Here is an 18944-nt window from a genome sequence, read left to right on the forward strand (position 1 = left end):
AAACCCTACTGAGAATGACTGTGTTATTCATGTAATATATTTAAATCAAAACCAGTTAAATAACATTGAAAAGCTGTTGCAACGATCGCAATCATGTAAGCATTACGCATATCCAACGTAAAAAGTTTCCATTGGGTATTCTCTGTTTTGCTAAGCGTCGGAACCTGTAACCAATTTTGCACTGAAAATTCGCTTAAATCCACAGAAATTTTAGAAATATCCTGCGTTAATCCAGTTCCTATGGCCTTTAAGTAAGCTTCTTTTCTGGTCCAGCAACGAAAAAAGACCTTCTTTCTCTCTTGCTGGCTTTTCAATTCTGAAAAAAATTTCCTTTCGAGAGGTGAAAAAATAATTTCAGCTAGACTCTCTATCGATAGTTTTTTTTTGTAATATTCTATATCGATACCTATCGAATCTGCTCGTGTTACCGCTATAAGAATAAGATTATGTGAATGAGATAGATTGAATTGAATATTCAATGCGTTTTGTAAGCTAGCGAGTGATGGTTTTCCATAATTTCCAACTTCAAAACGTAAGTATTGTGCATCACAATCTAAATAATTGCCTAGAATCAAGCGTTTCATGCTATGTGTCACTTGATAGCGATAACTGTCACGCTCAAAAATAAATCGTTCGGATCGCTTTATCTCTTCGGGCGAAAGTAGTGAGATAAGATATTTATGTTGATCCTTAACATGATCTAAATGGACTCGCCAAACATGTAACTCTGAGCGCGAAATCGATAATTTGGCAGGTGGTTTTTTCCATAAAATCGGATTCATATTATTGCATAAGCTAAAAAACATTAGTGTCAGTGGTTCGATTCCATTTTCGGCTACCCGAATAAATTAAACATTGACGCACTCTCTAATAAAAAGAATGCGTAAGTTAACTAATAAAACTTAAGTGGTTTGTTTACAACTAAAATCTATAATCGTTGTGCCAGTACATTTTATTTTTGCTCCCAGACCTTGAATAGGCGTGGGCAAATGAAAAAAAGTAATAGATTTACCTAATACCGCTTTAAACTTTACTGGTTTATTGTATTCTACTGACACCAGTTTTTCATTATTCTTTAGCATATAAGTATTTTTTGGACCACATGGATTATTTTTTTGTGATACATCTAATACGTACCATCCTTTATTGATGACTTGGAGATTATAACAAAAACCGATATCTGTATTTGCTCGGCTTAGATTAAAATGACTGTGTATATAGTTTAAAAGATGTTGAAAAATTATAAAATGTCCTTTCTTGGTAGGATGTAAGGTATCCCAAAATAAATAACTATTACCACATTTTTTATCGACAAACTCTTTAAAACCACCGCTTCTATAATAATTGGGGCCCGATAAAGCGTCTCTGAATACAGGAATAACCGCATACATGGATAAAGGATTGTAACGATCCAGTGCCATAGATTCCCAAATAGCCTGCGGTTCCTGATTACGATACAAGCATGAATGAACAACATCCGTAATTTTGTCTTGAGCTTGCTCTGCTTTATTGTGAATCAACCCTTGTAAAAGCTTGTTTAAATCATAAAAAAGAATATCATGGCCTTGCGCTTGATTTTCGTTCACGAAAGTTTTCAGTTTGTCATTATAAGATGTAACATCGGCTTTTTTCAAAGCGGCTATTGCAGGTTGTTGAAAGATATATCGGGGAACAATCGAGAAGTCAGGTAATCCTATTAAAATAATGTGTTTTGCCCCATCTTTTTCCATCTTTTGCACTTGCCTTTGTACAACATGGGCTGCCCTTTGAACGATGATAGTTTGATCAGGCTTCTCTACCTGACCTTCAATACACGCTTTGGTCAGTTTTCCACAAAAATACATGTCCCCTGCCCACAATAAATCGTTCGCACCTATCCATACAATCACTAAATCATCCGGTTCAAATTTATGATAAGTTTTAGTAAATTGGTAAAGTTGGTTACCCAGAGAACCTACCAAATAATAGCCCCAATGAAAAATAGAAACCTGATTTACATAAGGAAACGCCGTGGCTCCTCCCACGGCATAATTTTTGATAAATTGGTTATCTTGGACGGTCGTGTGATAATTTTCTGCTAAATCATCAATCCACAGATAACCGTCAGAAAATCTACCCATAAAATAATTATTCGCATTGGGTAAAAAGGACAATGTGGCTGCTTCAAGATTCCCCGTATCTGATAAACTATCGCCGAATACATATATTTTGTGGATGGGCGGGAGTAACTTAATTGGCGTATTTAATTCCTGAGCAGCCGTGCTGCAAAAATAAAGATTGGTTAATAAAGGGAGCCCTATTAATACTATTTTTTTCATTTTTTATTTCTTCTTACTGTTAAGTACCACCATTCTAACGTTGCGACGTGAAAATTATTGTTTCTTGACAGAGGGGAAAGACAAGATAGATTCCAACATAAAATGGTCCGATAAATCTAAGTCACCAAACGGATTATGAAAAACTTGTAAACCACCATCATACATGAGGGGTATCGCTGGCTCACGAATCACTCTTATATGTGATTGTTGTGTCGTAGGCACCAAATACCCGATAGAAACCGGCAAAACATAATCTTCCATCTCACCATTCGGGTCAGTATTCATGAGGTTTTTACTCGGATCGCTACCAAAAGGTACGGTATTGATATTATTCCAACGAGGATAATTTTTATCCACCGACTGAATCGTTTTTTGATATTCTCCACAATCTTTATTCAGAAAACAGGCTTGATAATCAATATTGAGATCGCCCGCAATAACGACCGCTTGATTTTTATTAATTTTTTGCTTTTTTATAAATTGACGCAGCTGAATAAATTGTTGATCACGTGCTGCCCTATCCGCAGCAGCCGTACTAGCCCCCTCCGTTGCCTGTAAGTGGGTTCCAAAAATATTGTAAACGGTATTTCCTTTTTTTATTTTAATATAAAGCGCCCCTTTAGCCGCACCACAGTCAAGCTTATTACAATCCTGATAAATGATAGAATCTTTTTTTAGGATAGGCCAATGACTATAAATAACCGTCCCTCCACTTAAGGGTGCATAATCCATCGTCGGACCATATTGATATGGATAGTCCCTTTTCATGAGTGTATTCACCGTATCGCGATACTTCTTGTCCATTAATTCTTCTAATACAACAACATCGTAATGCGTAAGGTTTAACGGGATAAGTTGTGCGCGCATTTTGGCTTCATTCATACGCATAGACGAATTGGCATAAAATGGCCATAGCTGAACATTGTAAGTCCCTATGGCAAGTTGATTGTCATGGTTACTTCTAAAAAAACGCGTTTGCGGTAATGAAAGTACATAATCTATTTCATTAGTGGATTGATCAGAAAAAAAATAGTGGATAGCCGCTGCATAAAAAGAATAATTCGAATCACCACCCAATTTTAAATTATTTAGTTGAGCTAAAGCCACTGGATGGGGATAAGGTTTTGAAGCAAACAATGGATAGTCTTGCTTATTTATAGTCAAGGATACTGATTTAATCTCTGAGCCCACTGAAGCGCCGGAAATCCGAGCTGTTGTTGTGGCACTGGAAGGATTATTTTTAGATTGGATAGTAAAATGAGATTGTAAGCAAAACAACTTTCCTTTACTCATGCCTTTACCATAATCAATGTCAAACAGTTTGACTTTTTGATACGGGTTCGCAATACCCGAATACGCATGATAATAATGCGGATCTAAACCAGAACAAATTGCGTTTTGTTTATTAAGCTTAAGAAAAGAACGATAGTTAACTTTGTTTGCTGTATTATTGTTAAAGTAAATCCCATAACTTGCTCTTGCAGCGGATCCATACAAAAGAAATGAGATAGAAAAAATAGAAGCCACTAAATAAGTTGTCCGCCATTTATCAATAGATTTTATTTTTCTAAGCTTATCTGATTTTGTTATTTTTTTCATAAGTAACCCATTTATTTATTAGAATTTTTGATACTTATTCGTCAACAACTCCCTCATTAAAATAAAATAGTTAAACCACACTAAAAGGAATAGGATTTCGGAAAAACCATGTCTTTAGTCACAGAAATATTAAATTCATATCCAGGTTGCACCTCCAGAGTAGGTTGAATGTTAAGATTTTTGGCAGTAACGCTCGAACTGATATTCACTAAATTGCTATTCAAACTTTGCGCTAACGCTTGTTTTACCGTTAGGGGCGTCAGCACATTATCGGGGATAGGCGCAGCAAGTTGCGCTCCTGTCCCAATAATGCTCATCAAGATGGCTGAGCCAAAAAGACGTAAATAATGATTATTTACATCGCCTTTAAATCCCGCATAACCCTGCCTATCGATACCAGGCATGCCTTGAAGATCAATGCTTTGCCCATTCGGAAAAATAATTCGCTTCCAAATAATCAAAATTCGTTGCTGACCATAGGTAATTTGTGAATCGTACTGACCGGTTAAGCGCGAACCTTGTGGAATTAATAAATATTTACCCGTAGGAGAATCATAAATATTTGATCGTACCTGTGCGATAATTTGCCCAGGCAAATCCGAGTTAACTCCTGTTATCATAACCCCTGGGATAATACTACCCGCTTGTAATTCAAAGGGAGTATCCAAATTTTGCAACCGAGAAACTAAAGAATTACTGACATTACTATCTGTCGCTTTGATTTGTATAAAAGCTTTTTTTTCACTTTGCCTATTCTGAACCGTACCGGATTTTTCTGTCGTACTATTTGTTGTGTTAGTCACAGAAGGTAGCGCCGCTTTGAGTTGATGACTGCTAATGGGTTCCGACATCGCTTTTAAATCCGCTTCAGAAAATTCGTTTTCCTGTTTCAGAATAGGCATTGGCAAGATGACCGGTGGAGTAGGTAACTCCGCAACCGTTTGTTGTTGATACCAACGGGTATTAGCGGGGCTGGAAGCCACCAATGTTTTATCCACCTCGTTGGATCGGTGAGATTGATGAGACGCTCGGTATAGGTTATTTAGGATTAAAGAGATAATGACGAGCAATAAAATAGTGGCAATCAAGATCCATGTTTTTCTTAGAACGACTGTTTTTGGATGCTGTGGTGACATGTTATAGGGCTCTTGCATACATTTTATTAGTAATAAGTAATCGGGTTTGCGCTCTACCTACGCCCAATATCAATACGGCCTGTTTAAATAGTTTATCTACAACAAAATAGGGTGATTGATAACGGTAATTAACTAATTCATTGCTTTTACCACGCAACACAAATAAAACGGGCATATCTGTGCTAGCCATCGTCGCTGGAAATTGAATGTACGTATGTGTTCCATCATCAAAGATGCGTGTGGGTTTCCAACTCGGTAGAGAGTGTCCTCTTGTACTACTTAACTGATAATCAAAATTCAAGTGGTTTAATGCAACATCCGCTGCCGTACTCATTGCATCACTTGTGCCTGCTGTCGCCGCTGCCTGCATTTCAGCCGGATACCAAAAGCGCACCATGCGCATGCTATTGCTGTCAGGATTGGATCCGGAGAGTAAACGCAAATTATAAATGCGTTTATTCGTTGTAATCACCATGTTAGTACTAATTCCAGGCGCAGAGGGTTTAATTAAAATATGCTGTTGCTGTAACGACCCCTGACCCGATGTCGCTATCGCATAGGACCAACGACTTGGATCACCGGTGGAAATATTCTCAAATTTTTCTCCTGGTTCCAGTGAAACCACCGTTTCTTGTAAAGGGATGGTATTAATGATCGGCTCATCATTAGCGCTATACGCAAAATTAACAAACCCTTTACTCACAATGTTAGGTGCTTTACCTGACTTTAAATAACGAGCAAACGCTTGTTCTAAAGCGGGATCAGTACCGTAACTTAAGTGATAATTAGACTTTTTTATTATCGCTGGCTGAGGTTGTAGCTGATTTTTTTTTGCTGGAATAAAAACCGGGGCGGGCTCAGCGAGGCTAGCACAGCCTGATATCAACATGAACAACAAAATGCTGCCAATCATTTTAATTTGCATTATTAGCTCCTATCTCATTCTTCGACCAAGTAATATGGGTGATATACAACCCAAAGGGATTATCATTAATAAAATTAGGATTAATTTTTCCGAATTGATGGGTTAACTGCGCCACCCAACGCGTGACATTGAGAATATGATGATCAAGACGACTATATTGAGTTTCATCCCATGTAACTTGCCAGGTATGCGGACTGAGCGGAAAGGAATTAATAATCTGGACGGCCACCGTATAGTGTGCACTTAAACGAAACGGATCATTTTTTTGGTAATAATCTTGTAGAAAAGGGATCGCTTGATCGGCCGAAAACGCATAAACCTTGTTCAGTAAACTTTTTTCTGCGGTTGTATCGTGAATAATACTACGCGCATTGATGATGTATTGATTGACTGCAAAATTAATAATGCGCGGATCGGAGGTAGAAACATTCCGCAGTGCAGTTATCGCATAAGGCATACCGCGATTGGTCTCAACAATGAAAGGTTTTATCTGTGACTGTGTCGCAATCTTGGCAATGACCAGGGCAAAAATAATATTGATCAGTATGGAACAAAAAAACGCGCGCTGCCAATAACGACTGGATTGTTGCAGGTTGCTATAACGATCATTCCATTCTTTACGTCCTTCCGATCCTTTGGTATAAGGATTTTCTGCATCAGAATTAAACATACATTATTTATTAACCTTAGATTTTTTATTATTTTTATGCGGATTTGTCATCCTTGATCGCGTTGCTAATTTACGAACAATCTGTCCAAATTGGGTCGATAAATTTCCGTTAGAAAGCGTCGTATGAAGGGTTGTAGACATAGGACTCAACTGGCTGCTTTCCGCTTGGACCAAAGATGGAATAACTATAGAGCCCATTGTTTCAGTAGCGGAAGTCTGTAGTGTTTGCAACGTCTGACTACTGCTAGTCAGATTCGTTGATGTTGCCGTGGGTGTTATCTCAATAAACCCGATTATAATGGCACTCAATTGTCTTGGCACATTTTTTGATAAAAGCCAGAACAGTAAGACCACTGCACTGATCCAAACATATGGATCGAGCTGAGTATATTGCATCGGTACGATGGCAGTTAATGGCTTCATGGCTTGCAAACCTACTGCGACCACCACATATAAGCCAAATAACTTCATACAGTTACGCAATATCGCATTCAAAGCTTGACGTCCCACCGTCTCACTTTGTGGAGCTAAGCCCAGAAAAAAACTAGCCATCGAAATTAATAGCGTGGCTGTAATCAAAGTCACCAGCAGATCTAAGCTCACCATAAGAAATACAAATAAAACCAGTAAAGAAACCAATAACGCCACGATAAATCCAACGCCACCGGTTAATAAATTCCCGCCTGCTAGTGGTATCATTATTTTATTACTGAGCTTAATACCCGCGAGAATAATCGCTTGTGGTGTTAAACTTATTTTTGTTAATGTTCCCCCCATATACTCTGACGTTTGGAGTAATTGTGTTAACCACTCAGGATGGATCATGATGGTGTAAAAAACACTAATAACAAAAAATCTTCTGATAAAAGTAGGCATGGTATGCGAAAAAGTATCCTGATCAAACGCATGCCATAAAGCCATCCAAACGAGATTAATAGTTAATAAGGATAGGAATAACCATTGTCCCCAATGTAACAATGGATTAATGTAACTATTAAAACTCGTTAAATAGTGTGTGATCGCTGTCGCAAAGAGCTTCATTTGCGCATAGGCAATAGCCCCTCCTGCTGTAACCAATGGTTTAACCAGTGACTGTGATAAGTTGCTTTACATTGCAGAAGTGCCTTGGTTTTTTCACGCGACAAACCCACCAACGCTAAAGTCAAATCTTCTAGAACTAAATCGAATAAACGGTTACCTTCTGGGCTAACTAAATAATAGTGTTGTTTAGGGATAGCATTAATGATAATTTCCAATTGCCGTTCAGATAATCCGATCTTTTGATACAAGGTTTTAATTTCTGCTTCCATACTGGGATGAGGTAAATAAATCTTGGTTGGGCAGGATTCCATAATGGTGGCGGTGGTTTCTGTCAAATTTTTGTTAGTCGGATCATAGAGATCCGCCAAAGATTGGGTCGCAAACACCACACGCGCATTCTTTTTTCTACAGGTTTTTAACCAATCTTTAAGTTGGCGAGAAAATAATTCATGCGAGACATAAAGCCAAGCTTCTTCTAATACGATTAAGCTAGGCCCGCATCTATTACTATCTTCTAAACTCGCGGTAATACGATCGAAAATCGTTCTTAATATCGGTACATAAACTTCCGGCTTCTGCGTTAAAACCCAAGACATCTCAAATGTCTGTAAATAAGCATCGGTACGCACGACGTCGTCACTTGCATCCAATAATTTAAGCGGGCCTTCGAGCGTGTAATAGTTTAAAGCGGAACGTACCGCTTCGTTTTGTACCTCGGCACGAAATACCGTCAACGTACGGCTCTGTGCATGAATATCGTCTGCTAATGAAACAATCGCACTTTGAATCGCTCTACGTCTCTCTGGAGTTAAGCTGACATTTTGTAAAAAAACGAGGTCTTCAATAAACTGTATGGCACGTAACTGTTTTGTTTCAGTGGATAAATCGGCTAAAGGACAAAAAGATAATGCTTCACTATGCCCTATATCATAATGATACCCTTCCAATGCAGCCGTTAATCCTTGCTGAGAATAATCTTTATCAAAAACAAAAATTTGTGCCCCTGGATAACGTAAAAATTGTGCGATTAAAAAGCCTAGATACGTCGATTTACCTGAACCAGTAGGCCCTAATATGACTTGATGTCCAACATCAGCAACATCCATATGAAAACGAAAAGGAGTTTTCCCCGTTGTTTCGGCATAAAACACCGGTGGAGAATCCGCAGGTAATAAAGACTCCGGAGAGCTATAGAGGGCTCCCGCCCATAAGGTATGCAAAGGTAAAACATGCGCCAAATTAATTGAATTAATAAATACACGACGCAGATTACAACTCCCATGGCCTGGAATAGTCCCCAACCACGCATCAAAAGCATGAACATCTTCACGTATACAAGAAAAACCGGATTGTTCTAAATAAGCAGATAGGTCTCGAGCCGCTTGTTCCAATAGTTGAACCTCGGTGTGCATTAATACTAATGTACTCGACCAATAACCAAACCGCGTACTCCCACTGCTATTCAGTGTACTCGCTGTAGTGGCTTGTTTACTCATTTGCAACGCATCGTTGTTCACTTTATTGGATGGCTTACCAAAGATGGCTTCTTTGAAAACACCCGAAAATCCTTTAACTTTGTTGTTCCAATTGCGGACATAACGTTTTATTTCTCGTTCTGCGGTAACATCACTTAAAGGGATAAAACGATTCGACCAACGATAAATCAAAGGATAAGTACCTAATTCGTCTAATAATCCCGGCAAAGTTTCTTCATTGAGGTAGCCTACAATCGATAATAAATAAATAAAATTATCACCCACACGCGGTAAATACCCCGCCGTCACATTACGACTCGCCAATACCACATCCAGAAAACAACCTTCAGGAGGAACTGCTGCAGGGGCAACATCCCCGGTAATGCATAATTTTAAATAACTTAATAAATCAGCACTATTCAATTTTTCTAAAATAAATTGCGTACTTAGTAAACTGATACAACGATCCGCCTGATTCAGGAACTGTTTTAATAATTGTGTGAGATCATGTTGTTGCTCATCAGGTAAGCCATCAATAAACCAATGTCGTGTTGTTTTTACGACACTTAAAGGAAATTTCCAAACTAAGCTTAAAAACTGTAGATTTTCATAATGGTTGCCTGCCGTTTCATACGTACGATGACGTTCTTGATCAATTAAGTCAGCAGCAAGATTAGGAAACGCACCTGCATCGGGATAATCTAAACTAGGAATACGTATTTCATCGACATGCAGCATCCAACCATCTTCTAAAAAGCTCGCCATACGATTAATAGTTGCCGTCAACGCATCTAATTGGGCACGACTGGCAGAATAAAGATCGGGGCCACGAAAACGATAGGCTAATAAAAAGGCACCGTCTTTATTAATGATAACGCCATCATCAATGAAGTGTGCATAATTTAATAAATCAGAAAATCCAGCTAAACGCTGGTAACGCTTATTATTCCACATTGAAAAAACCTCGTTTTCCTTGATAGATAGGGACGCTGGGTTTAATCAGAATGTTTTTGGCAGAGACACTCGGATGTGCTGGATAATAGTCTTGATAATGAATATGTCGGCGATAAATCGCTAACATTTGCTTATCAATCCGAGTGATATACACTCCCACTAGGTAAAGAATCATAAAAATAAATAACGCAACCAGATCCATTAACCAATTAAGATGGGCAGAAACTGCGATCGGCAGACATAAACCCACAAATAAATAAAATAATTGTCGATCAACGCCAAAAACGTGGAATTCACGATTAAGCGCTTTGAAATACACTGTCGATGTGCCCTGCATCAACAACTCACTTAAGCGCCGAACAAAGTGGTAACAAAACTCGTTGCGGAAAAGGCAATCGATAACCACAAAACGATATTGATTAGTTTTTTAAACCCATCACCCCACTCTCCAAAAGCCAGCATTAAACAGGTTACAACGATCATAATGATCGAAACCGACATGAGAAAAGGTCCGGTAATCGAATCTTTTAAAAGATTCATGGTTGAATTAAAAGGAAGATCAGAACCTGCATCAGCATCGGCTAGATTAATCCAACCTATGCTACCTCCAATAATTAATGACTTAAGCCAATTTCGTAAACGTAAATTGTTCATTTTGATAGGACCCTAAAGTTAATATTTCGTGAATAAAACCTTTTTGATGTCCCTTTCGATTGATTGAAACAATGGTATTAATGGTTTGAGAAACTAATTGTAATGGTGGGGCAGTGAGTCTATTTTCCATAGCCAGATCTAAAATCCGTTGGATCGCTTCTTGTGCTGAATTAGCATGAACGGTACACATACCGCCCGGACAACCGGTATTCCAGGCCTTTAACATATCCAACGCCTCGAAGCTACGTACCTCACCGAGCAAAATACGATCCGGTCGCATACGCATCGCCATACGCACTAAAGCCGTCATGGTAACCGACGAACTCGTCAACATGGCTACTTTATTCGACGAAGGACATTGTAACTCGGGTAAATCCTCTAAGATGAGCAAACGTTGCTTATCATCTTGGCGTAAAGCTTCTAAAATTAAGGCATTGATCAAAGTGGTTTTCCCGGAACCTGGTCCGCCACAAATCAAAATATTTTTTCGCTTTTGTACTAAATCACGTAACACAAAATCTTGTTGTTGGGTTAGACGTCCGCTATGCAAATAATCATTTAAGGTAAAAATAACCTCTGATTGTTTACGAATAGTAAAACTGGGAGCCGATACGATTGGTGGGACTTGTGCAATAAAACGTTGACCTTGCATGCTTTTAAAAAAAGGTAATCTCGCTTCAAGCTGTGGATTATGTTGCGTAATGACAAAATTATGAAAACCCGCTACCGCATGAATAATTGAAAATGCTTGTGTAGAAGGTAAATGAGCAACCGATAATAAACCGTCCTCATGGCTGTCCGTCCAAAGCTGACCGTCTGGATTGAGCATGATTTCATGAATTTTCTTATCATTTAAACAAGCAACGATAGCCTCACCTAAATCATGGTAAAGCTTTTCACACAAACGTCGCTGTGATTCAGGACTATTCATGGAGATATTTGTGGATTTTTACCGACACAAAGCCTAATCAATAAATAACGATGGGATATAAAACCAAGCTTAAGCTTTTTTATGACTTGAGAAATGGCCTGGGTGCCAATAATAAGAAAAGGAATCGCAGGTAAGATAGCCTTAGAAACATACATAGAGTCGCCCCCTATTGTTTTTATTCTGACAGCGCACTAAAAAGAATTAGCCTAAACTAAATTTAAAATTTATGCAATAAGTAAAAATTCACGGAGTTTCAGTGCATATTATAGGAAGTAAGCCCTATAAAACTTAAAAAAACTGCATTCCCACTGAGAAAAACCTTCCTTCATTTCGAAATCAGTCTATTTTTTTAGGAAACTCACGAAAAAAATTGCTTTAGCCTAAGTAAAACATCTCCTATTATCCATTCCATATTTTTTTCTGCTAATTAACAGAAATATTATCTGCTCCTACTGACTGATTCTAATCACAAAACCCTTACAAACCTCTATTTATCTGCAAAAGAGTGATGTAAAATTGACCCTATCAAATCACTTATTAAGGGTATTTATTATGTCCACCCTAGATTCAAAGGATAAACGTCATACTACCCTCCACTCCCAACAATATACTTGCCCCATGCATCCCGAAATTATTCGCGATCAGTCTGGGAGCTGTCCGATTTGCGGTATGTCCTTAGAGCCACGAATTCTCTCAAGCAAGATGACTCACCATACTTGCCATCATGAGTTAAATGACCTGACACGACGATTTTGGTTGAGCGTTATATTGACGTTACCGATTTTATTCCTGACCATGGGTTTACATCTTCCAGGACTCAAATCCCTCGTAGCATCTATCTCAGAAATTTTTTCTGCTTGGCTGCAGTTTATTTTAGCGAGTGTCGTTATATTCTGGTGTGGTTCCCCTCTTCTAAAAAAAGCTTGGCATTCCCTTAAACATCGGCATTTGAATATGTTTACACTCATTGGTTTGAGTATCAGCATTGCCTATGTTTATAGTGTTATTGCCTTATTATTTCCAAATCTGTTTCCCGCAGCATTTCAATCGGCTCATGGCCAAGCTAATCTTTATTTTGAAACGGCTACTGTGATAACAGCTTTAGTATTGATGGGACAAGTTTTAGAATTAAAAGGTCGCGAACAAACCGGTGGAGCTTTACGTGCACTACTGGATTTATCTCCAAAAACCGCACGAAGAATAACTGAACAAACAGAAAATGAAATTCCTTTCGATGAAATACAAATTAATGATGAATTAAGAGTACGGCCGGGTGAAAAAATTCCTACCGATGGTGTCATTATTCAAGGCCATAGTTCTATTAATGAATCCATGATTACTGGTGAATCCATTCCGGTTGAAAAACAAATAGGATCAAAAGTCATTGGCGGTACTTTAAATATGTCTGGCAGCTTTGTGATGCGCGCCGAACATATTGGAAAAGAAACTCTATTGGCTCAGATTGTCCAACTGGTTTCTGAAGCACAGCGATCGAAAGCACCTATCCAAAAACTTGCTGATCGCATTTCTAGTTATTTTGTACCGAGTGTACTAGTGATTGCGCTTATCACTTTTGTTGTTTGGTCAATTTGGGGTCCCTATCCCGCCCTGACTTACGGTTTAATTGCTGCCATTTCAGTGTTAATTATTGCTTGTCCTTGCGCCTTAGGTCTAGCAACTCCGATGTCGATTACGGTCGGCATGGGCAGAGGTGCGCAAGCAGGAATTTTGATAAAAAATGCTGAAAGCCTAGAACGTTTTGAAAAAGTCAATGCGCTCCTCGTCGATAAAACTGGAACACTGACCGTAGGAAAACCCATGGTCAATCACATCGTTGCCCTACCCGGCTTTACCGAAACAGCTATTTTATTAGTCGCTGCGAGTTTAGAACACCATAGTGAACACCCTTTAGCCAGCGCTATCATGAATGCCGCTGAACAAAAACAGCTTCATTTAGAAGAAATTGAAAATTTTTCTGCTGAAGTGGGTAAAGGCGTAACCGGTCTTTGGCAAAATAAACCTGTTGCTTTAGGCAATCAACAATTATGTAAGGATCTCAACATTTCCACCGCCGTTGTAGAAGAAAAAGCGATAAAATTACGTCAAGCTGGCGAAACAGTGATGTATTTACTCATTGCAACACAATTGGCCGGACTCATCAGTGTCAGTGATCCTATTAAAGATTCAACCCTACCTGCTCTAAATAGTTTAAGAAAGCAAGGCGTAATGATTGTTATGCTAACTGGCGATAATCCAATAACTGCCATGGCAGTGGCTAAAAAATTGGCTATCCATCAGGTACAAGCTGAAGTATTACCTGCGAAAAAAAGTATGATTGTGAAACAATTACAAAAACAAGGCTATATCGTTGCGATGGCGGGAGATGGGATTAATGACGCTCCCGCTTTAGCCCAAGCAGATATCGGTATCGCCATGGGAACAGGAACGGATGTGGCTATCCAGAATGCGGATGTTACGTTAGTTAAAGGTGATTTAATGGGAATAGTCCGCGCACAACAACTCAGCAAACACGTCATGAAAAATATTCGTGAAAATTTATTGCTAGCCTTTATTTATAATATTCTTTGCATTCCTATCGCCGCAGGTATTTTATATGCCTGGAATGGTCGCTTACTTGATCCTATGCTTGCCGCGCTCGCAATGAGTTTAAGCTCAGTTTCGGTGATCGGGAATTCTTTACGCTTACGTACATTAAAAATTGATCGCTAAAAGTTGAGTGCACAAATCAAAGTGCGAAGAATATAGATTTATAGCCGCAAAGTTGACATAATGTTCCACCGTTTAAAAAGCATTGATGAATGCACAAGGTAGTTTTTAATTTATAACTAGGAAGGACTATGCTTTCCCCCCTGACAAAAAAACAATACGACTATCCAACTGTTTTTCAACTCTATCAGCACTTTAAAAATCCAACCCGAACTTCCCAAGCTATTTTCCAAATTACCTTAAAACAATTAAACATAAAAACATTTGATTTTGCGACTGCATTAAGCAGAATTCGTGATAAAGGCATGCTTAATTTAGAGAATTTCTCTCTCATCCTTCTACATCCTTCACCCTTTGAAATGGCCTCAGGCTTAATTCAACTGCAGAATTCAAACCTTTTAAATGTTGAGAATAAAAAAACTTTAGAAAAACATGCGTGTCCTTCAGGTGTTGCTTTAGTGCTACGTTTACTCCAGAGTGTTAAATTATTAACTTCAGAAAATAGAGCCGCCATTCAAGAAAAAAATGATCTACATTCGATAGCCAGTGTGCTGTTTAAGCTTTATTATGCGGGTCTTTTTACACAGAAAAATTTTGATCACGTTTTAGCACATTCTCATTTAATACCCATAAACAACTTACTGCGTGGATTTGATAAACATCCTATTTTGACACCGCCGATATTTGAAAAGCTCATGCACTCCCCACAAGAAAAAATTTCTTTATGCTATGACACAAACGAATTAAAAAAATTAACCCCTCTATCCAATCTATCCAAAAAAATTTCAAATTTATCTATTTATTCTTGTGGTCCTGCAAGCTTCTTTCCTATTCACCAGTGCAAAGAGGATAAAAAACCTCAAACTAAAATCGCCGAACTTAATAGGTAAATTGGCAAAAATTAAACTTATTTTTTAATTACTATTTTTCCAATTTACTGATTACATCCTATTAAAATTTTTGCTTCACTTCTGAAAAGACATGAATATCTAATTTTTTTAATTCTGCCAAATAACTTTCCAGTGAAATTAACTGCGTACAAGGTATCGCCCCTGTTTCAATAATTTCTTCTTGTAATATTCTTTTTGCTAACAGTATCGCCGGAATTGTCGGGATATAGAGACCGTCACCACTTTTGGCTACCATAAACCATTTGATACTTTTATGATTTCCTTTATGATCGGTACCTGACATCAGCATATGCATTCCGCCCGCGTCGCTACCAAAGGAATCAAAGTAATGGCTAAATTTTAATAAGGCTTCCGCATGTTTTTCTAATTTAATTGGAAACTTCAGTCGGATTAGCCAAGATAAAAAGCATAAACCAAGATGGGCTACATTACTTTCGATTCCCGCAGAAAATCGAATCGATTTAATAGGAAAAAATGCAGGTAATAAATCGAGATCCGGAACATCACAATTTGCCATCCACCGTTTTCCCAATAACGGATATTCTTGTCGATATAAATCTTGCCATCCATACATTTTCTTGGATATACCGCGAAAATCTTGTAACCGATGTCCTGCATAACTGAGGATAGATTTGAAGGTAGCTAACCCTCTTTCCGTTTTTTGGCCGATCGTAATTCCATACACCAATGAATCTATCGTTTTAAATTCGTCTTTATAATAGTTCAACACAGCCGATGATAAACAAGGAAGCGTACTAGCACCGGTAATCGCAATACAATTTTTCTTAATCGCTTGCTCTTCTAATATTGAAAAATCATTCACATATTCTCGCGCATCAGCTAAATCAATATAATTTACGCCTAAAAGAATACAATTAATTGCCGTAGTAAAGTCAGCTGTTTGAAAAGGGCCTGAAGCATTGATAACTAAGGGGGGTCTGAGTCGTAGTAATTCTTGTGATAATCGCTTTTTAAAATCAAAACAAAGTATATCAATGCATGTGTGCACAGCCGCTTTAGAAAGTTGTTTTTTTAAAGCGCATAAAGGTTCTTCATGGCGGCCTGTAATAATAATAGCAATATTCTTTTTCACTAACCCTTTTGCTATTTTCCTACCAAAATTTCCAGTAGCACCTAAGATTAAAACTTTATTATCTTCATCAGGTTTCATCAGTTATCATCCCTTTATTATGGTAAAAGCTTAAATAGTCATTATTATATTCTTATTCATACTCGTCGCACTTTTAATTTTGGTTTGTTTTAGTGCTTATTCGTTCTGTATGCGATATACACTCCGATTGCTTCATGACACAATCCACTCCCCAAAAACTACGCTATGAATCTATGTTCTTTGAAAAATTTATTCGTTATTATTCTTTAGTGGTATTGATAATCTTCAGCAAATTTTTCTGAGTAGGTATAAGAAACAAATTTTGTCTTTTTTAATTTTTTGATTATTTCTGAATCTATTTTTTCTTTTAACACAGACTGTATTTTTCCTCTTGCAATTGGTATTCTTTTAGAAAATAAATGAAACCCATGCTTCTGTAATACACGACCAGTGGAATTCAGCCTAGAATCGATGAATGCAACAAAACCTCTTGAAAACAAGCTCGTTGACTCAAGATTTTCTAAATTTTTTTTCAAAGGCGCTTTTGTAGTAACCATTATTATTTTTAATAATTATTAAATTTTTTTGATGACTAATTTAAAATAAATTATAACATAATTATCATTTTTGATAATACCGATCAAAAAATCTAGTGCATAAGAATAATTAAAATAAAGAGTTTATTTTGAATTAAGGCGGGTCAATAATTTTTTACCTATCCCTATTAAGGTATGGCGCATCAGGAAAAACTGCCAACGCGAACCCCCTAATTGGCGCCATAATACGGCTGATCGAACTCCGGCTAATAGGGCAGCACGAATCTTACTGACCGTTTCAGCATGAGTTAAGTATTTGCTTTGTCCGACGACATGCAAACGAAAAGGTAATGAACCTAATGTAGTGACATAGATATCGGCTAAACTATTGATAATAAGCTGCGGTGAGGATGCGAAATAGTTAGCTTGGGAAATAGCATGCTTAATGCGTCGACTTAAATTTGTTTTGGTTTCTGGAGAACGAAGGAGTTTACGCTCGAGGTGTATTAATCCAATCAAGTAGCGTGTTAATTCGCGATCCTGCTTAATTTTAGTATAAGCCAGTAGATTAACGAGCTCTTGTAGACCTAAGCGTAAACCATCAATCGTACCACCATAGACTTGTTCCACTGTGTTGACGTCAATGGTGTAAATACTTTGAATACTCGTATCAAACGCAAGCTTTTCTGTTTTTCCAGTCCTAGCCAGATCGCGAACCAAAGCAGCCGATTGGAAAACACCCGCTAGAGCTAAACTTCGTTCGACATTTTTTTTTTCGTTATTGTGCATGACCCGTTAAAAATAAGTAAAGGAGGATACTTGTGAAAAAAAATATTAGCGTAATTTCAAGGTGGCTAAACCAAATAACACCAATATAAAAGTAATGATCCAAAACCTTACAATAATTCTCGGTTCTGGCCAACCCTTTAACTCAAAGTGATGGTGTATGGGGGCCATACGAAAAATACGTTTCCCCGTTAGTTTAAAGGAAGCAACTTGTAATATAACCGAAATCGTTTCCAATACAAAAACACCACCCATGATAAGTAATACAAACTCTTCTCTTACCACAACAGCAATGCAACCTAACGCGGCGCCTAAACCTAAAGCACCCACATCTCCCATAAATACCTGTGCAGGGTAGGTATTAAACCATAAAAAACCTAAGCCCGCACCGACAATCGCGCCACAAATGACCACCATTTCACCTGCGCCAGGTACAAAAGGAATCGCTAAGTATTTGGCATAAGTAATGTTTCCGGTGAGGTAGGCAAAAATACCTAAACCACTCCCCACTAATACGGTTGGCAAGATGGCTAAGCCATCTAATCCATCGGTTAAATTCACTGCATTGCTGCTACCCACAATAACTATATAAACCCAAGGTATATAAAATATTCCCAAGGGAATCAAAAGATTTTTAAAAAAAGGTACCACTAATTGTGTTTCTATCGGTAATTCCGCGTTCATATAAAGCAGTATGCCAATGGTTAAACCTAACAGCGATTGCCATAAATACTTCCAACGAGGAATTAATCCTCTGCTATTTTTTAACATCAGTTTTAGATAATCATCCGCAAATCCTATCAAACCAAATCCAACTATGCCTAATAACACTATCCAAATCATATGATTATTAAGGTTCGCCCAGAGTAAAGTCGTCATCACAATAGCAATTAAAATTAAAGCCCCTCCCATCGTTGGAGTACCCGCTTTGCTTAAATGCGCTTGTGGCCCATCATCGCGTATTGATTGGCCGATTTGCCGATGACTTAACGTACGTATCATTTTAGGGGCTAATAAAAGTGAAATAAGAAAGGCCGTTAAAGTCGCTAAAATAGCTCTTAAAGTTAAATATTGAAAAACATGAAAGGCACGATAATAATTTGATAAAAATGCAGTTAACCATAACAACATGCGTTTCGTTTTCTCCAGAAAATTAATGAGAGTTTAGGA

General features: G+C 37.9%; 18 protein-coding genes. 2 read left to right on the plus strand and 16 right to left on the minus strand.

From position 1 onward, the window contains the following. Positions 1-23: 23 nt before the first annotated feature. The 12 genes from ACICP9_RS04090 to ACICP9_RS04145 all read right to left on the minus strand — a co-directional run bounded on the left by ACICP9_RS04090 (position 24) and on the right by ACICP9_RS04145 (position 11858). The gene (locus ACICP9_RS04090) at positions 24-782 is read right to left on the minus strand and encodes a 4'-phosphopantetheinyl transferase family protein (protein ID WP_395497006.1); all 759 of its coding nucleotides are present in this window, start codon (positions 780-782) and stop codon (positions 24-26) included. A gap of 120 nt (positions 783-902) precedes the next feature. Next, on the minus strand, positions 903-2318 hold the full coding sequence (locus tag ACICP9_RS04095; protein ID WP_395497008.1) for an SGNH/GDSL hydrolase family protein: 1416 nt from the start codon (positions 2316-2318) through the stop codon (positions 903-905). A 54-nt stretch (positions 2319-2372) separates the two neighbouring features. Beyond that, a complete protein-coding gene (locus ACICP9_RS04100; RefSeq protein ID WP_071662181.1) occupies positions 2373-3917 on the minus strand; it encodes a sphingomyelin phosphodiesterase in 1545 nt (514 codons plus the stop codon). An 80-nt stretch (positions 3918-3997) separates the two neighbouring features. Next, positions 3998-5071 carry a TrbI/VirB10 family protein gene (locus tag ACICP9_RS04105; protein ID WP_395497010.1) on the minus strand — a complete coding sequence of 358 codons (1074 nt, stop codon included), beginning with the start codon at positions 5069-5071 and terminating at the stop codon, positions 3998-4000. Further along, positions 5055-5978, minus strand: a complete 924-nt coding sequence (gene trbG / locus ACICP9_RS04110; protein WP_395497012.1) for a P-type conjugative transfer protein TrbG — start codon at positions 5976-5978, stop codon at positions 5055-5057. The genes ACICP9_RS04105 and trbG overlap by 17 nt, the downstream gene beginning before the upstream one ends. Then, a complete protein-coding gene (locus ACICP9_RS04115) occupies positions 5968-6648 on the minus strand; it encodes a VirB8/TrbF family protein (protein ID WP_395497014.1) in 681 nt (226 codons plus the stop codon). Before ACICP9_RS04115 ends, trbG begins: the two co-directional genes overlap by 11 nt. A 3-nt stretch (positions 6649-6651) precedes the next feature. Further along, positions 6652-7689 carry a type IV secretion system protein gene (locus tag ACICP9_RS04120; protein WP_395497016.1) on the minus strand — a complete coding sequence of 346 codons (1038 nt, stop codon included), beginning with the start codon at positions 7687-7689 and terminating at the stop codon, positions 6652-6654. Next, on the minus strand, positions 7686-10118 hold the full coding sequence (locus ACICP9_RS04125; RefSeq protein WP_071662176.1) for a helicase HerA domain-containing protein: 2433 nt from the start codon (positions 10116-10118) through the stop codon (positions 7686-7688). The genes ACICP9_RS04120 and ACICP9_RS04125 overlap by 4 nt, the downstream gene beginning before the upstream one ends. Beyond that, positions 10108-10455 carry a VirB3 family type IV secretion system protein gene (locus tag ACICP9_RS04130; protein WP_395497019.1) on the minus strand — a complete coding sequence of 116 codons (348 nt, stop codon included), beginning with the start codon at positions 10453-10455 and terminating at the stop codon, positions 10108-10110. Before ACICP9_RS04130 ends, ACICP9_RS04125 begins: the two co-directional genes overlap by 11 nt. Before the next feature lie 11 nt (positions 10456-10466). Next, positions 10467-10772: a TrbC/VirB2 family protein gene (locus ACICP9_RS04135; RefSeq protein WP_071662174.1), complete on the minus strand. Its 306-nt coding sequence runs from the start codon at positions 10770-10772 to the stop codon at positions 10467-10469. After that, positions 10741-11703, minus strand: coding sequence for a P-type conjugative transfer ATPase TrbB (trbB, locus tag ACICP9_RS04140; RefSeq protein ID WP_071662173.1), 963 nt, complete (start codon positions 11701-11703; stop codon positions 10741-10743). The genes ACICP9_RS04135 and trbB overlap by 32 nt, the downstream gene beginning before the upstream one ends. After that, entirely contained in the window at positions 11700-11858 is a 159-nt protein-coding gene (locus ACICP9_RS04145) for a hypothetical protein (protein ID WP_395497022.1), read from the minus strand. Before ACICP9_RS04145 ends, trbB begins: the two co-directional genes overlap by 4 nt. A 397-nt stretch (positions 11859-12255) precedes the next feature. Here ACICP9_RS04145 and ACICP9_RS04150 point away from each other — a divergent pair, with 397 nt between their 5' ends. Both ACICP9_RS04150 and ACICP9_RS04155 read left to right on the plus strand, forming a co-directional pair. Beyond that, entirely contained in the window at positions 12256-14433 is a 2178-nt protein-coding gene (locus ACICP9_RS04150) for a copper-transporting P-type ATPase (RefSeq protein ID WP_395497024.1), read from the plus strand. Positions 14434-14561: 128 nt separating this feature from the next. Next, positions 14562-15320: a hypothetical protein gene (locus tag ACICP9_RS04155; RefSeq protein ID WP_395497026.1), complete on the plus strand. Its 759-nt coding sequence runs from the start codon at positions 14562-14564 to the stop codon at positions 15318-15320. A 61-nt stretch (positions 15321-15381) separates the two neighbouring features. Here the strand turns inward: ACICP9_RS04155 and ACICP9_RS04160 are convergent, their stop codons facing one another. The 4 genes from ACICP9_RS04160 to mraY all read right to left on the minus strand — a co-directional run bounded on the left by ACICP9_RS04160 (position 15382) and on the right by mraY (position 18905). Next, positions 15382-16512, minus strand: a complete 1131-nt coding sequence (locus tag ACICP9_RS04160; protein ID WP_071662170.1) for an SDR family NAD(P)-dependent oxidoreductase — start codon at positions 16510-16512, stop codon at positions 15382-15384. 206 nt (positions 16513-16718) lie between these two features. Then, positions 16719-17009, minus strand: a complete 291-nt coding sequence (locus ACICP9_RS04165) for a hypothetical protein (protein ID WP_395497028.1) — start codon at positions 17007-17009, stop codon at positions 16719-16721. Between the two features lie 123 nt (positions 17010-17132). Beyond that, positions 17133-17777 (minus strand): high frequency lysogenization protein HflD, encoded by a 645-nt coding sequence (gene hflD, locus ACICP9_RS04170; RefSeq protein ID WP_071662168.1) that lies wholly within the window; start codon positions 17775-17777, stop codon positions 17133-17135. Between the two features lie 45 nt (positions 17778-17822). After that, on the minus strand, positions 17823-18905 hold the full coding sequence (gene mraY, locus ACICP9_RS04175) for a phospho-N-acetylmuramoyl-pentapeptide-transferase (protein ID WP_395497030.1): 1083 nt from the start codon (positions 18903-18905) through the stop codon (positions 17823-17825). Between the last annotated feature and the right edge of the window lie 39 nt (positions 18906-18944).

The sequence above is a fragment of the Rickettsiella endosymbiont of Litargus connexus genome (genome assembly GCF_964277335.1).
GTDB classification, from domain to species: Bacteria; Pseudomonadota; Gammaproteobacteria; order Diplorickettsiales; family Diplorickettsiaceae; genus Aquirickettsiella; species Aquirickettsiella isopodorum.

Coding starts and splice junctions, on each gene's coding strand:
- ACICP9_RS04090 (WP_395497006.1), bottom strand. CDS start 782: ATGAATCCGATTTTATGGAAAAAACCACCTGCCAAATTATCGATTTCG.
- ACICP9_RS04095 (WP_395497008.1), bottom strand. CDS start 2,318: ATGAAAAAAATAGTATTAATAGGGCTCCCTTTATTAACCAATCTTTAT.
- ACICP9_RS04100 (WP_071662181.1), bottom strand. CDS start 3,917: ATGAAAAAAATAACAAAATCAGATAAGCTTAGAAAAATAAAATCTATT.
- ACICP9_RS04105 (WP_395497010.1), bottom strand. CDS start 5,071: ATGCAAGAGCCCTATAACATGTCACCACAGCATCCAAAAACAGTCGTT.
- trbG (WP_395497012.1), bottom strand. CDS start 5,978: ATGCAAATTAAAATGATTGGCAGCATTTTGTTGTTCATGTTGATATCA.
- ACICP9_RS04115 (WP_395497014.1), bottom strand. CDS start 6,648: ATGTTTAATTCTGATGCAGAAAATCCTTATACCAAAGGATCGGAAGGA.
- ACICP9_RS04120 (WP_395497016.1), bottom strand. CDS start 7,689: ATGAAGCTCTTTGCGACAGCGATCACACACTATTTAACGAGTTTTAAT.
- ACICP9_RS04125 (WP_071662176.1), bottom strand. CDS start 10,118: ATGTGGAATAATAAGCGTTACCAGCGTTTAGCTGGATTTTCTGATTTA.
- ACICP9_RS04130 (WP_395497019.1), bottom strand. CDS start 10,455: ATGCAGGGCACATCGACAGTGTATTTCAAAGCGCTTAATCGTGAATTC.
- ACICP9_RS04135 (WP_071662174.1), bottom strand. CDS start 10,772: ATGAACAATTTACGTTTACGAAATTGGCTTAAGTCATTAATTATTGGA.
- trbB (WP_071662173.1), bottom strand. CDS start 11,703: ATGAATAGTCCTGAATCACAGCGACGTTTGTGTGAAAAGCTTTACCAT.
- ACICP9_RS04145 (WP_395497022.1), bottom strand. CDS start 11,858: ATGTATGTTTCTAAGGCTATCTTACCTGCGATTCCTTTTCTTATTATT.
- ACICP9_RS04150 (WP_395497024.1), top strand. CDS start 12,256: ATGTCCACCCTAGATTCAAAGGATAAACGTCATACTACCCTCCACTCC.
- ACICP9_RS04155 (WP_395497026.1), top strand. CDS start 14,562: ATGCTTTCCCCCCTGACAAAAAAACAATACGACTATCCAACTGTTTTT.
- ACICP9_RS04160 (WP_071662170.1), bottom strand. CDS start 16,512: ATGAAACCTGATGAAGATAATAAAGTTTTAATCTTAGGTGCTACTGGA.
- ACICP9_RS04165 (WP_395497028.1), bottom strand. CDS start 17,009: ATGGTTACTACAAAAGCGCCTTTGAAAAAAAATTTAGAAAATCTTGAG.
- hflD (WP_071662168.1), bottom strand. CDS start 17,777: ATGCACAATAACGAAAAAAAAAATGTCGAACGAAGTTTAGCTCTAGCG.
- mraY (WP_395497030.1), bottom strand. CDS start 18,905: ATGTTGTTATGGTTAACTGCATTTTTATCAAATTATTATCGTGCCTTT.